The following is a 13,311-nucleotide window of genomic DNA, read 5'->3' as shown; positions in this document are numbered from 1 at the left end:
GATTCCGCTGAGGGCAGCGGGCGGTGGCAGGCTGAGGTCGTGCACGAGCAGGAACATGGTTGCGGATCGGCGGCCCCGGCCCCGGCGGCGACCGGCCCCGGATCGACCAGCGAACAGCTCGCGGCCTGGCTCGAGGGGCTCGGCCTCGACGACCACCTCGGCGCGGCAGGACTCCCCTCCTTCGAGCGCGACGGCGACGGCGCGGCGCGCTGGCGCGACCCGAGCACGGGCAAGGCCCTGGGCGAGGAGCAGCTCGCCAGCCTCGACCGGCTGCTGCACAGCGAGGGTGACGAGTCCGCGCACGCGGTCCCTCTGGCGCTGGTGCAGCTGCGCCGACAGGCACAGGTCCGCGCTGCCCTCCTCGCCTCGCCGTCGCACGACTACGCCGGCCTCGCGACCCTGCGCGGCGCCTCCGAGAACGCCACCCGCTTCGCCGTGCACAAGGCCGCCGAACGGCGCGCCCTGCTGGTCGTCCAGCAGGACGGGGCCACGCTGGTGCCCGCCTTCCAGCTCGACGCGACCGGCGAGCTGCGTCCCGAGCTGGCAGCCGTGCTGGAGCCGCTCCTCGCCTCCGGCATGGACCCGTGGCAGGTGTGGACCTGGCTGACCCAGCCGGCCGGACTGCTCGGCGGCGGCGTCCCGCACGAGGTCGCCCGCGACCCCGAGGAGCTCGCGATCGTGCAGCACGCGGCCGTACGGCTCGCCGAGCGCGCTCGCTGACTCAGCCGGAGGCCCGCCAGCGCAGCACCTCGAGCGCGACGGCGACGCGCAACGGGTCCTCCGCCAGCGGCCGTGGCAGCAGCTCGTCCGCACGCGCCAGCCGCCTCAGGACGGTGTTGCGGTGGGTGAAGAGCTGCGTCGCCGCCGTCGAGGCGTTGCCGAGCGCCGCGAGGTAGACCCGGATCGTCTCCAGGACCTCCGGCGCCGCGCCCGCGAGGTCGCCGAGCACCCGGTCGACGAACTCCTCGGCCCGCGCCGCGTCCCGCGTGACCAGTGCCGCCAGCTCGACCTCGGCGAAGGTCACCATCGGCTCGGTCGTGCCGAGCCGGGCCACCAGGCGTCGTACCTCCAGGGCGTCCTGGTGGCTGCGACGGAAGCCTTCGACGTCGCGGGCGGGGGTGCCCACCGCGACCCTCACCTCGGGCGTGCGGGCCAGCAAGGCGCCGAGCTGGTCGCGGTCGGGCAGGCCGGCAACGGGCAGCCACACCCACAGCGTCCCGGCGGAGGCAACGACCGTGAGCCGCTGGCGCGCGCCCGCCGCGCGCATCAGTGCCTCGGCGACCCGCTCCAGCTGGCCCAGGTCGGCGGAGCGGTCGAGGGTCCACACGACCGCCGCCGTGTGCGGCCCGTCGAGCCGGTGGGCCAGGACGCTCTCCGCGCGGGAGCGCGACACCGGGGCGCCCTCCAGCAACAGGGTCACCAGGTCGCGCCGCTCGGCCTGGGAGCCGCGGGTCAGCTCGTCGCGCTCGCCGGCCATGCGGTCGGCGACCGCGGCGATGGTGCCGTCGACGAAGTCGGTGATCGAGGCGGCGGAGACCATCAGGACCTCCTCGAGCACGTCGACGTCGCGGGTCAGGCCGAAGCAGATCTGCATCCAGGAGCGCCAGGCGACGTTCTGCCCGGTGCGGTAGGCGTCCAGGCCCACCTCGTCGAGCCCGCGCCGGACCAGGTCCCGGGCGACGTCGAGCTGGACGGCGCTGGTGTTGGGCGGCACCCGGTCGCCGGGCGCGCGCACGTTGGCGGTCGCCCAGGCGAAGAGGTTGTCGAAGTTGGCCCGACGGATCGCGTCGGCCAGCGCCGGGTCCGCGGCGATCTCGACCGTCGAGGGAGCCGACAGCGTCGCCTCGTGGACCGGACCGACCCACTGGTCGGGTGCGGAGACCGCCAGCTCGGCCGCCTGCCGGATCAGGTCGCGCGCCTCCTGCGTCGGGTCCTCCCAGGTCATGGGGCCGACGATAGACCAATCCACGTGGTGCAGAGTGCACCATCGCATCCTTGGAAAGGTGGAATCAGCCCTGCCCACGTACGTGCCGGGCCGCGCACCATGGAGTCATGACCTCCAGCCCTGAGCACCTCGACGTCCTCGTCATCGGCGCCGGCATCTCCGGCATCGGTGCGGCCCGGTACCTGCTCACCGAGCGCCCGGGCACCACCTTCGCCGTGCTCGAGGCGCGCGAGGTGTCCGGCGGCACGTGGGACCTGTTCCGCTACCCCGGCATCCGCTCCGACTCCGACCTCCACACGTTCGGCTACGAGTTCAAGCCGTGGACCGACCCCAAGGCGATCGCCAGCGCGGACAAGATCCTCGACTACCTGCGCGACACCTCGCAGGAGTACGGCATCGAGCCGCACATCCGCTACTCCCACCGCGTGCTCAGCGCCGCCTGGTCGAGCGAGTCGGCGCGATGGACCGTCCAGGTCGAGCGCGGCGACACCGGCGAGCGGTTCGAGCTGACCGCCGGCTGGATCTTCGGTGCCACCGGCTACTACGACTACGCCGAGGGCTTCACGCCCCACTTCGAGGGGCGTGAGCGGTTCGCCGGGGAGGTCGTGCACCCGCAGGCCTGGCCCGAGGACCTCGACTACGCCGGCAAGAAGGTTGTGGTGATCGGCTCCGGCGCGACCGCGGTGACCCTGGTCCCGTCGATGGTCGCCGGGGGCGCGGAGCACGTCACGATGCTGCAGCGGACGCCGACGTACATCATGCCGGTGCCCTCGGAGGACAAGCTGGCCAACGGGTTGAGCAAGGTGCTCGGCGAGGAGCGTGGCTACGCCGTGGCGCGGCGCAAGAACATCGCCAAGCAGCGCCTGGTGTGGTCGTTCTGCCAGACCTTCCCGAAGACGGCGCGCACCCTGATCCGCACCGTCAACGCCAAGGCGCTGCCCGAGGGCTTCGACGTCGACACCCACTTCAACCCGCCGTACGACCCGTGGGACCAGCGCCTGTGCGCGGTCCCCGACGGCGACCTGTTCCGGAGCATCCGCGAGGGCCGCGCGTCGGTCGCCACGGACCGGATCCGCACCTTCACCGAGACCGGCGTGCTGCTGGAGTCCGGCGAGGAGCTCGCCGCCGACGTGATCGTCACGGCGACCGGCCTCAACCTGCAGCTCTTCGGCGGCGTCGCGATCAGCGTCGACGGCGTCGCGATGCACGCCCCCGACCACGTCGCCTACAAGGGCATGATGCTCAGCGGCGTGCCGAACCTGGCGTTCGCCATCGGCTACACGAACTCGTCCTGGACGCTCAAGGTCGGCCTGCTCTGCGAGCAGTTCTGCGCCCTGCTGGCCCACATGGACGAGCACGGGTACGACGCCTGCGTGCCCGAGGCACCGGCGATGGAGACCCGTCCCCTGCTGGACTTCGCGGCCGGCTACGTGCAGCGCGCCATCGACGAGCTCCCCCGCCAGGGAACGAGCGGCCCGTGGCGGATGTCGATGAGCTACCGCGAGGACGCGAAGTCGGTGCGCGGCGGTGCCGTGATCGACGAGTTCCTGCAGTTCTCACGGGCGCGGGTCACGGAGACCCAGCCCGCCTGAGCCCGCCTGGTCCGCATCATCGCGGGATGGTGCTCGGCCACCAGAACCGGTCACCGAGCAGCAACGCCAGCGCGGGCACCAGGACGGTGCGGACCACGAGCGTGTCGAGCAGGACACCCAGACAGACCACCAGTCCCAGCTGGGCGAGCACCACCAGCGGCAGCACGCCCAGCACCGCGAAGACCGCGCCCAGCAGGATGCCGGCACTGGTGATCACGCCGCCCGTGGCGGCCAGCGCGCGGAGCATCCCGGCGCGGGTGCCGTGGTCGCGGGCCTCCTCGCGGGCCCTGGTCACCAGGAAGATGTTGTAGTCGACGCCGAGGGCGACCAGGAACAGGAACGCGAAGAGCGGCACCGACACGTCGAGCGCGCTGAAGCCGAGCGGCCCGGTGAAGATCCACCAGGACAGCCCCATGCTGGCGCCGTACGTCGCGAGCACGGTGGCCACGAGCAGCACCGGCGCCACGATCGAGCGGAGCAGCAGCACCAGCGCGAGCAGCACGATCCCGAGGATCACCGGCAGGATCAGCCCGCGGTCGCGGGACGCGCCGTCACGTTCGTCGAGGGCGACCGCCTCCTCGCCACCGACGTGGGTGTCCTCGAAGTCCGCGACCGCTGCGCGCAGGTCGCCGACCGCCGACCGGGCCGAGGCCGAGCCCGGCTCGGCATCCAGGATCACGTCGATGCGGGCCAGGCCACCTCCTTCGGCGGTGATCCGGGCGGAGTCGACACTGCCGTCCTGCTCGACGGCGGCCAGCACGGCCGCCGGGTCGTCGCGGGTGAGGACCTCCGTGGGGCTGGAGGTCCCGGCCGGGAAGGACTCGGCCAGCCGCTCCGCCGCGGCGATCGCCTCGGGCTTCTCCAGGAACTGCTCGGACCTGCCCAGGCCGGTCTCGACGCGGAACAGACCGACCGCGAGTGCGGCGAGCACCAGCGTCGTCCCCACCACGAGCAGGGCTGGCCGGGCCTCCACGACGGAGCCGACCCGGCGCCACAGGGAGGGTCGCTCGGCGAGGGCGACTGCGCCGACGCGCGGCGTACGCGGCCAGAAGACCCAGCGTCCGAACAGGACGAGCGTCGCGGGCAGCACCACGAGCACGAAGAAGGCGGCGACCACGATGCCGATCGCGCAGGCCAGGCCGAGGCCGCGGGTGCTCGGCGTGAGGGACAGCAGGAGGGACAGCAGTCCCAGGACGACGGTCGTCGCGCTGGCCAGGACCGGTTCGAAGGTACGACGCAGTGCAGCGGCCATCGCGCGGTGGCGCGACTCCTCGCGGCCGAGCTCGTCGCGGTAGCGGGAGATGAGCAGCAGGGCGTAGTTGGTGCCCGCACCGAAGACGAGGACCGACAGGATCCCGACGGTCGACTCGTTCCAGGCGACGTCGAGCGCCGCCATCACCCGGGTCGCGAGGATCGCAGCAAGCCGGTCGGCGATGCCCACGACCAGCAACGGGACCAGCCAGAGGACCGGGCTGCGGTAGGTGATCACGAGCAGGAGGGCGACGACGCCGGCAGTCGCGAGCAGGAGGCGGGTGTTGGCGCCGTCGAACACCTTCGCGAGGTCGGCCTGGATCCCGGCGGGACCGGTGACCTGGGCGTTCACGCCGTCCGGCACCTCCCGCTCGAGGGTGGTGCGCAGCTCGTCGACGGCGTCGATGGTGTCGGTCGCGGAGGCCGCGGCGACGGGGACGACGACGAAGGCGGCGGTCCGGTCCGTGGCGACGGAGAGCTGCTGCGGAGCCGCCCCGACGGCGCTCACGGCCTGCTCGATGTCAGTGACCTGGTCGGCGGTGAGCTCCTCGTCCGCGTCGAACAGGATGATCGCGACGTCCTGGTCGTCCTCGCCGGACTTCTCACCCAGCTCGGTGGCCAGCTGGGTGGCCAGGGTGCTGTCGAGGTCGCGGGGCAGGGAGTCGGTGGGCCGCTGGTCCCGCTCACCCTCCCCCAGGAAGCCGATCAGGACCAGGGCCAGCAGCAAGGGCAGGACAGCGACCACAGCGGCGGCGCGGCGGGCGGTGATCGCAGTCGCGAAGCGGAGGGGAACGTCGGCGGGCATGGGAAACTCCATCGGCGAGGGGAACGACGTACTATCCTTAAGGTACTTGATAGTTAAGCAGGTGAGACAATTGTCCGAGCGACCGTGGCACGCGTCGCCGACCCTGCTGACCCTGCGCAGCCTGCTGGAGGCCGGGGTGAAGGTGCGTCACGTCGTCGGACGTCGAGCGAGCCTCAGCGAGGTCGAGCTCGCCACCCTCGAGCAGCTGAGCCATGGTCCGACCGGACCTGCCGCCCTCGCCCGCGAGCTGGACGTCACCAGCGCCGCGGCCACCGGGATCGTCGACCGCCTCAGCCGCCGGGGCCACCTCGACCGGGTGGCCGACCAGACGGACCGGAGGCGCACCCAGCTGCACCTCACGGACTCCGGCCGGGGCGAGATGCAGCGTCACCTGCTGCCGATGTTCCAGGGCCTGGCCCGGCTCGACGCGGAGTTCTCCGACGCCGAGCGGGCCGTCGTCGAGCGCTACCTGCGCGGCGCGCTCGAGTGCGTCGAGGCGGTCATCGACCACCCACCCGCGGCATCGCCCGAGTAGCCGCATCCCCAACGGTCAGCGCGAGCGGACCCGCAGCTCCACGTCGTCCGATTCCAGCTGGTGCCCACCCGCGCAGGTCGCACGGACCTCGACGGCCTCACCGCATCCGGCGTGCACCACGTCCACGCCGGGTGTCTCGCCGGCGTGCCTGCTGCCCCAGGCGAAGAGCGCGAGCACGACAGGCATCAGGTCGACGCCGGCCTCGGTGAGGACGTACTCGTCACGGGTGCGCGTGCCCGCCTCCCGGTAGGGCCGGCGTTCGAGCAGACCGGCCTCCGTGAGCGCCTTGAGGTTCGAGGACGTCGTGGCCGGGGACATCCCGACGCGCTCGGCGAAGTCGTCGAAGCGCGTCGTTCCGTAGAAGGCCTCGCGCATGGCGAGCATCGCGTTGCGCGAGCCCACCAGTCCCATCGCCCGCTCGACCGGACAGCGTCCGGCGGTGGTCCACTGCGTCCGGTCCTGGAGCCGCTCCTCGAGCTTCATGATCTGCCTCACTCCCGATCTGACTTCACTCCGCCGAAGTTATCAGGTAGCGTCTGACTTCAGCAAACAATAGTCAGAGGAGTGAGCATGGAGATCGACGGCCGCGTGGCCCTGGTGACCGGTGCAGGCGGAGGCCTGGGCGCGGAGTTCGTCCGGCAGCTGCTGGAGCGCGGCGCGACGAAGGTGTACGCCGCCGCGCGGCGCGAGATCGACTGGGAGGACGCCCGAGTCGTGCCGCTGCTGCTCGACGTGACCGTCCCCGCGGACATCGAGGCCGCTGCGTCCCTGGCCAGCGACGTCGACCTCCTGCTCAACAACGCCGGCGCATCGGGCGGCGGCTCGCTCCTGACCGATGACCTCGACGACATCCGGGCGACGTTCGAGACCAACGTGTTCGGACCGCTGGCCCTGACCCGTGCCCTCGCCCCGATGCTCGCCGCCCGCGGCGGCGGAGCCGTCATCGACATCCACTCCCTGCTGAGCTGGCTCACCTCCCCCGGCGCCTATGCGCCGACGAAGGCCGCCTTCTGGGGCATCACCAACGCCCTGCGGGCCGAGCTCGCCAGCCAGTCGACGCAGGTCCTCGGAGCCCACTTCGGCTACGTCGACACCCCGATGATCGCTGGTCTCGACGTCGCCAAGTCCGCGCCTGCGGACATCGTCCGCCGGATCCTGGACGCCCTCGAAGCAGGCGACACCGAGGTCCTCGCCGACGAGCTCACGGCCGAGCTGCACGCCGTACTGCCGACACTGACCACCGGCGCCCTCAGGCAGTGACCGTGTCGCCCACACAGAGGATGTTGCCCTCGCTGTCCTTGAACCAGGCGGCGTGGCCCAGGCCGTCGAGCCCGGCGACGTCGCCCTCCCAGGTCACGCCCGGCATCTCGTAGCGCTCGAAGGACACGCCCCTCGCCCGCAGCTCGTCGACCTCGGCGGCGGCGTCGGCGACCTCGAAGTGCGCGACCGTGTGACCGGCCTTGCCGCCGTACTCGGTCTCGTACAGGAAGAACGCGGCGCCGCCCGTGGTCCGGTACGTCAGACCGCCGGGATTCTCCTCGACCGGGGTGAGCCCCAGGGTGTCGGCGTAGAAGCGGCGAGCGCGATCGAGATCGGCTGCCGGGATGTTCGCGATGACCGTGCTGTCCTGCAACATGCTGCCTCCTCGGCGGATGGGTGCGGCCCACCGGTCGAGGCTTCCGAGGGGGCCCCGGCCGGGCCCGTCCGACCAACGTACGCCCGTCGGCGCGCCCGCACCATCACCACTTCAGAGGACGATTCGCTCACTCCGGGCCGATCTGCTCAGTCCTCCGGGAGGGCTGCGAAGGTCGCCTTCATGTCGTTGTACCAACCGAGCGACTTCTTGGGGTGCAGCCAGCGGTACCTCATCTCCTGACGCGCCTCCTGGTGCGCCTCGTCACCGGCCTTGACGACCTCCTTGAGGTGCTTGTCCTGCGCGACGATCACCTCGTCCGCCTTCTCGCCGCGGTGGGCCTGGTCGCACGGGCCGCCGAACTGGCGGCAGGTCATGGTCTTCATGGGTGTGTCCTCTCTCGTTCCGTGTGGGGTGACGTCTGGTCGACGTACGCCGGAGGGTCGGTGTGACCACTTCCGGAAAGATTTCTTCAGCGCGAAGTGCGCGGTTTTCTCCACCCAAGTGCGTGGTTTTCTCCACCCAAGTGCGTCAGCGGCGCTCGTCGCCCTTGCGGCGGGCGACCTGGGCCAGCACGTCGGCGGCAGCACGGAAGTCGATGCGCTGCACGATCCCGTCGGCGATCGTGAAGTCGAAGACCACCCGTGCCTGCCCACGGTCGAACCACGCGGAACCGGCCCGATCACCGACGTACACCGCCAGCGCGGAGTGCGCGGCGCCGTTGAAGAAGGTCGCGATCTCCTGCTGTCCGGCGATCCTGGCCGGCGTCCCCATCAGCACCGCGGCCTCGTCGCCCGCGATGACGGCGTCGGGTGCGAGCAGCTGGACCAGCCGCGAGAAGTCGCCCTCGCGGGCAGCCGCCATGAAGGCGTCGACGACCTCCCAGTCGGCGAGCGGGTCCTCGGAGCGGGGCTGGGCCACCTTGCTGCGGGCACGGGAGGCGAGCTTGCGGGCGGCGACCGGGGTGGTGTCGAGCACGGCAGCGATGGTCGGGAAGTCGAAGCCGAAGCTGTCGTGCAGCACGAACGCCACCCGCTCGCCCGGGCTGAGCCGGTCGAGCACCACCTGCAGGGCGATCCCGACGGTGTCGGCCAGGACGACGTCGTCGGCAGGGTCCGGGGCGTGCTCGTCGAGGTCCGCGTCGAGGTCGGCCTCGGGGATCGGGGTCCGCGCCCGGAGCCGGTCGAGACAGAGCCGGGTCGTCACGGTCGTCAGCCAGGCCGCCAGGTTCTCGATCACCGTGTCGGTGCCGTTCAACCGCAGCCACGCCTGCTGGACGACGTCCTGGGCCTCGGCGGCGTCGCCGAGCACCCGTGTCGCCACGCCCACGAGCCTGGCTCGCTCGGCCTCGAACGCCTCGGTCTGGTCCATGTCCTCACCCTTCCATGTCGACTGCTCCCAGCCCTTCGACGTCGGCGAGGAGACAGGTGTGACCATTCGGGCTCATGGAATCCGGCTTTTCGGGGACCAAGGGGGTCACGTCCACCCCCGGAGGCATCGATGACGGACACCCACACAGCGGATCGCACCGGTCCCGAGGTCGAGCTGACCCGCAGCATCACCGGTCGACTGCTGTTCTTCTACGTCCTGGGCGATGTCTTGGGCTCTGGCATCTACGTCCTGATCGGCTCCGTGGCGGGCGAGGTGGGCGGCGCGTTCTGGATCGCCTTCGCCGTGGGGGTCTCGGTCGCCGCGATCACCGGGCTCGCCTACGCCGAGCTGGCGACGAAGTACCCCCAGGCCGCGGGCGCCGCGCTCTACCTCTACAAGGCGTTCGGCAACCGACCACTCGCCTTCCTGGTGACGGTGGCCTTCCTCTCGGCGAGCTTCGCCGCGGCCGGGTCGCTCTCGGTCGGGTTCGCGCGCTACTTCCTGGAGCTGTGGGACGTCCCGTCGGCGCTCCTGGTCGCACTGCTCTTCCTGCTGGTCCTGACCATCGTGAACTTCATCGGGATCACCGAGTCGGTCGTCATCAACATGGTGATGACCTTCGTGGAGATCTCCGGTCTGGTGATCGTGATGATCATCGGCGTCTGGTACGTCGCCCAGGGTGATGCCGACTTCGGCAGGCTCACCGAGTTCGAGACCACCTCCAGTCCGATCTTCGCGATCGTGGCGGGGGTCGCGCTGGCGTTCTTCGCGATGACCGGCTTCGAGAACGTCGCCAACGTCGCCGAGGAGACCATCGACCCGCACCGCGCCTTCCCGCGCGCGCTCATCGGCGGCATGCTGGCCGCCGGCCTGATCTACGTGATCGTCGCGGCGACGGCCTCACTCGTCGTCGGCGCGACCGGTCTCGCGAAGTCCGAGGCTGCACTGCTGGAGGTCGTCAAGGCCGACATCATCCCGGTGCCCCTGACCTTCATGACCACGCTGTTCGCCGTCATCGCCTGCATCGCGATCACCAACACCACGCTGGTCGCCGTGGTGACCCAGCCGCGCATCCTCTACGGGATGGCGCGCGAGGACGTCGTACCCGGTGTGTTCGCGAAGCTCCACCCGACCCGTCGCAGCCCCTGGGTCGGCCTGATCTTCTCCGGCCTGGTCGTGGCGGCGCTGCTGGTGATCGGCACCCTGGTCGTGGAGGCCGGCGGCGGGATCGACCTGATCGCACGACTGGCGACGGTGACGGTGGTCCTGCTGCTCTTCATCTACTTCCTCGTCATCGCGGCCGCGCTGAAGCTCAGCGGCTCCGACGAGACCGAGCGCACCTTCCGCGCTCCCCGTCCCCTGCTCTTCCTCGGCCTGGTCGGCAACGCCGTGCTGCTCGTGTACGTCGTCGTGGACGACCCGACCTCGGTGGTGTGGTGCGCCGGACTGCTGGCCATCGGTGGCGTGCTGTTCCTGCTCGAGCACTTCTTCGGCCGGCGCGAAGGTGCCGAGACCGCCCAGTAGGCTCGCTGCATGGAGATCCAGCAGCTCGTGAACGCCCTGACGACCGTGCTGCAGGACCCGGTCGCCGAGGACGACTTCGTCTACGGGATGGCCGCCCTGCCTGCCGCTGGCACCGATGTGATGGTCAACGTCGACCCGGAGACCGAGGACCGCGACGAGGTCCCCGTCGCCGACCTGGTCGAGAAGGTGAGGGCCTTCCTCGCGATCACCGCCGACCAGTGGGACCAGGTGCTGACCGACACGATCAGGGAGATCGAGGAGGCCGCCGGCTCCCAGAGCGGTCTCGTCTCCTCAGCCCTGCGCGACGACATCGCCCTCACCTCGTCGGTGGTCTTCGTCGACGCGGTGCTGCTGTCCTTCGTCGCACCGTTGCAGTTCCCCGACGGGATCATCCGGGTCCAGCTCGACGAGAACCTCCGGTTCGAGGACATCGAGGTCGAGATCGAGGGCGTGGAGTCCGTGTCCTTCGAGGGCCTCGACGACCTGCTGGACCACCTCGGCGACGAGTCCTGACGCTCCCTCCCGACCCAGCGGGACTCAGTCGCGTCGTACCCGGTAACGCAGGTGCACGACCTGCGAGAAGACGCGCGTCTCGAGCAGCTCGAGGTCGACGCGCTGCTCGTCCAGCGGGAAGTACGGCAGGCCGCCGCCGACCAGGACCGGCTGGATCCGCATCCGGTACTCGTCGACCAGGCCCAGTCGCGCCGCCTCCGTCGCGAGGGTCGCACCGCCGATCGCGATGACGCCGTCGCCCGGTTCGGCACGCAGGCGCTCGATCTCCTCGGCGAGACCGGCGGTCGCGAGCTGCGCGTTGCTGCCCTCGACACTCGTCAGGGTCCGCGAGAAGACCAGCTTCGGCAGCGCCAGCCACAGCCTGGCGAACTCCTGCTCCAGCGGGCCGAACGAGTCCGCGTTCTCGGGCTGCTCCCAGTAGAGCATCGCCTCGTAGAGGCGACGCCCCATCAGGTGGACGTCGACCTCTCGCACCTCCTCGGTGGTGAAGGTGAAGAGCTCCTCGTCGGGCGCGTTCCAGTCGAAGCGGCCGTCGGGTCCGATGGTGAAGCCGTCCAGTGACTGGCCCAACGAGTAGGTCACCCTGCGCATCACTCGCTCCTCGTGCTCGTGGTCATGTCGGGTGGACTGCCGGCACCGGCCGGACTCATCGGTCCCGGTCGGTTGCGACCTCGGTCCACTTCCACCAGGTGTAGTGGTACTCGCCCTGCTCGACCTGGTACTTCCTGCCGCAGTCACGGCACTCACAGATCCGGTCAGGAACCCACTGCCGCTCGTTGGGGACCCGGTCGAGGATCCGGACGTGCTGCTGGGCCTCCTCCTTGTCCGGGTCGTAGAACTGGTGGGAGGGGTAGGCCGTGCAGAGGCACACCCGCTTGTCGAAGAGCGCGACCCGGTCGAGCGCGTGCGCCAGGTGGGACCCGTTGGAGGCGAGCATGCCGCCGAGCTCGACGTTGGCCGTCGCCCTCTCGATGGCTCGCAACGAGTGCGCCAGCGGGGTCAGGACCTCGGGGTCCCGGGTCTTCATCACCGCCCACAACGCAGGGATCACGCGGTCCTTGTCGCCGGAGAGGAAGTCGGCGACGAGCGGGGAGGTGGTCGCGTACGCGGTGGGTGGCGGGCCCTTCAACCACTGCGACGGCAGCACGAGGACGGCCGCCTTCTTCGTCTCCGCGGCCTCCGCGCTGACGACGAGCATCACTGCGTTCTCGCCACGCGGCCACCACGCGGCGTTGTCCGCGTCGAGGGAGCGCACCAGGCTCGCAGGCGCACTGCGACGGTCGTACGACGCCGGGTCGGTGTCGGCGTCATCGGTGAAGAGGGTCGCGTCGAACCGGAAGCGCGCCACCCAGCGCTTGTCGGCCAGCCAGGTCAGGCGCGAGGTGTAGGCCGCGAGTGCGGCGGCGTCCGTGGTGGCGGCGAGGGGGAGGACGTGCATGAGATAGCTGGTCTGACCCTCCAGCCCGTCGATCTCCCACTCGAGCCACTCCTCGCCCTCGGGCCACGGCAGGTCCGGCATCTGCTCGATGACGGCCATGACCTGCTCGGGGCTGGCCTCGACGATCTCCTCGCTCACGGGGTGAGCGTCGTCGCTCAACTGCCCGCGAGCAATTCGCGGTAGCGGGCCTCGTGGAAGCCGTCCGGGCGCGGCGACACGCTCGGCTCGGGAAGATCGATGGGGTCCTCGGCGCCGACCTCGACGCCCAGCTCGCGACAGGCCGCCGCGAGTCCCGGGTAGCCGTCGTCGCTCCACTGGCCGTACTCGCTGCACAGGACCTCGCTGAGGGTGGCTCCTGCGAGCAGCTGGAACTGACCCTCGTTGTCGAGGCTGACGACCGGCGCCTCCGAGAGAGGGAGGTCCTCCGGACCGCGCCAGTACCCGAAGGCCTGGCCCTCGTCGCCGTCCTCGGCGACCCAGGTGATCAGCGCAGCGGTGTCCGCGATGGCACGCACGTTGGCGGCGATGTCGGGGTTCGCGAGGTCCTCGGCGTTCAGGTAGCCGGTGTCGAGTGCGGCCGGCTGCTCGTCCTCGCCCAGCAGCCGTAGGCCCTCCGACCACGGGTTCGGGTGGCCGTCGGCCTGGCGTCGGCGCCACAGGGTGAGGTCCTCGGGGATCATCGTGGTTCCTCTCAGCTGTCGGTC

15 protein-coding genes are annotated in these 13,311 nt (G+C 70.9%); 6 read left to right on the top strand and 9 right to left on the bottom strand.

The genetic code is table 11. From position 1 onward, the window contains the following. The first annotated feature begins 39 nt into the window (after positions 1-39). On the top strand, positions 40-720 hold the full coding sequence (locus ASE01_RS16915; RefSeq protein ID WP_056754517.1) for a hypothetical protein: 681 nt from the start codon (positions 40-42) through the stop codon (positions 718-720). A 1-nt stretch (position 721) separates the two neighbouring features. Here the strand turns inward: ASE01_RS16915 and ASE01_RS16910 are convergent, their stop codons facing one another. Next, the gene (locus tag ASE01_RS16910; RefSeq protein ID WP_056754515.1) at positions 722-1,945 is read right to left on the bottom strand and encodes a PucR family transcriptional regulator; all 1,224 of its coding nucleotides are present in this window, start codon (positions 1,943-1,945) and stop codon (positions 722-724) included. 107 nt (positions 1,946-2,052) lie between these two features. On the opposite strand from ASE01_RS16910, the gene ASE01_RS16905 reads away from it, so the two are divergent. After that, on the top strand, positions 2,053-3,537 hold the full coding sequence (locus ASE01_RS16905; protein ID WP_056754513.1) for a flavin-containing monooxygenase: 1,485 nt from the start codon (positions 2,053-2,055) through the stop codon (positions 3,535-3,537). Positions 3,538-3,553: 16 nt separating this feature from the next. Here ASE01_RS16905 and ASE01_RS16900 read toward each other — a convergent pair whose 3' ends face one another. After that, positions 3,554-5,593 (bottom strand): MMPL family transporter, encoded by a 2,040-nt coding sequence (locus ASE01_RS16900; protein WP_056754510.1) that lies wholly within the window; start codon positions 5,591-5,593, stop codon positions 3,554-3,556. 70 nt (positions 5,594-5,663) lie between these two features. On the opposite strand from ASE01_RS16900, the gene ASE01_RS16895 reads away from it, so the two are divergent. Beyond that, positions 5,664-6,128, top strand: coding sequence for a MarR family winged helix-turn-helix transcriptional regulator (locus tag ASE01_RS16895; protein ID WP_056754506.1), 465 nt, complete (start codon positions 5,664-5,666; stop codon positions 6,126-6,128). 15 nt (positions 6,129-6,143) lie between these two features. Here the strand turns inward: ASE01_RS16895 and ASE01_RS16890 are convergent, their stop codons facing one another. Further along, positions 6,144-6,611, bottom strand: coding sequence for a winged helix-turn-helix transcriptional regulator (locus tag ASE01_RS16890; RefSeq protein ID WP_056754505.1), 468 nt, complete (start codon positions 6,609-6,611; stop codon positions 6,144-6,146). An 87-nt stretch (positions 6,612-6,698) separates the two neighbouring features. Between ASE01_RS16890 and ASE01_RS16885 the strand changes: the two genes are divergently transcribed. Next, positions 6,699-7,388, top strand: a complete 690-nt coding sequence (locus ASE01_RS16885) for an SDR family oxidoreductase (RefSeq protein WP_056754503.1) — start codon at positions 6,699-6,701, stop codon at positions 7,386-7,388. Here ASE01_RS16885 and ASE01_RS16880 read toward each other — a convergent pair. The 3 genes from ASE01_RS16880 to ASE01_RS16870 all read right to left on the bottom strand — a co-directional run bounded on the left by ASE01_RS16880 (position 7,378) and on the right by ASE01_RS16870 (position 9,132). After that, positions 7,378-7,764, bottom strand: coding sequence for a VOC family protein (locus tag ASE01_RS16880; RefSeq protein ID WP_056754499.1), 387 nt, complete (start codon positions 7,762-7,764; stop codon positions 7,378-7,380). The genes ASE01_RS16885 and ASE01_RS16880 overlap by 11 nt on opposite strands. 146 nt (positions 7,765-7,910) lie before the next feature. Next, a complete protein-coding gene (locus ASE01_RS16875) occupies positions 7,911-8,147 on the bottom strand; it encodes a hypothetical protein (protein ID WP_056754496.1) in 237 nt (78 codons plus the stop codon). A gap of 145 nt (positions 8,148-8,292) precedes the next feature. Next, positions 8,293-9,132: a sigma-70 family RNA polymerase sigma factor gene (locus tag ASE01_RS16870; RefSeq protein ID WP_056754980.1), complete on the bottom strand. Its 840-nt coding sequence runs from the start codon at positions 9,130-9,132 to the stop codon at positions 8,293-8,295. Positions 9,133-9,261: 129 nt separating this feature from the next. On the opposite strand from ASE01_RS16870, the gene ASE01_RS16865 reads away from it, so the two are divergent. Together ASE01_RS16865 and ASE01_RS16860 are read left to right on the top strand one after the other, a co-directional pair. Further along, complete coding sequence (locus ASE01_RS16865; protein WP_056754493.1) at positions 9,262-10,656, top strand: APC family permease; 1,395 nt, start codon at positions 9,262-9,264, stop codon at positions 10,654-10,656. 9 nt (positions 10,657-10,665) lie between these two features. After that, on the top strand, positions 10,666-11,169 hold the full coding sequence (locus ASE01_RS16860) for a hypothetical protein (RefSeq protein ID WP_056754489.1): 504 nt from the start codon (positions 10,666-10,668) through the stop codon (positions 11,167-11,169). 24 nt (positions 11,170-11,193) lie between these two features. Here ASE01_RS16860 and ASE01_RS16855 read toward each other — a convergent pair whose 3' ends face one another. Genes ASE01_RS16855 through ASE01_RS16845 form a run of 3 tightly spaced genes read right to left on the bottom strand, consistent with a single transcriptional unit; the run spans position 11,194 to position 13,287 of the window. Continuing rightward, positions 11,194-11,760: a dihydrofolate reductase family protein gene (locus ASE01_RS16855; protein WP_056754486.1), complete on the bottom strand. Its 567-nt coding sequence runs from the start codon at positions 11,758-11,760 to the stop codon at positions 11,194-11,196. A 55-nt stretch (positions 11,761-11,815) separates the two neighbouring features. Further along, entirely contained in the window at positions 11,816-12,745 is a 930-nt protein-coding gene (locus ASE01_RS16850) for a hypothetical protein (protein ID WP_056754480.1), read from the bottom strand. A gap of 17 nt (positions 12,746-12,762) precedes the next feature. Further along, complete coding sequence (locus ASE01_RS16845) at positions 12,763-13,287, bottom strand: hypothetical protein (RefSeq protein WP_056754478.1); 525 nt, start codon at positions 13,285-13,287, stop codon at positions 12,763-12,765. Positions 13,288-13,311: the final 24 nt, after the last annotated feature.

Origin of the sequence: Nocardioides sp. Root190 (genome assembly GCF_001428565.1) — a bacterium.
In the GTDB taxonomy this organism is placed as follows: Bacteria; Actinomycetota; Actinomycetes; order Propionibacteriales; family Nocardioidaceae; genus Nocardioides.
The sequence above is the reverse complement of the archived record's forward strand: the minus strand, read 5'-3'. Positions and strand labels throughout refer to the sequence as shown.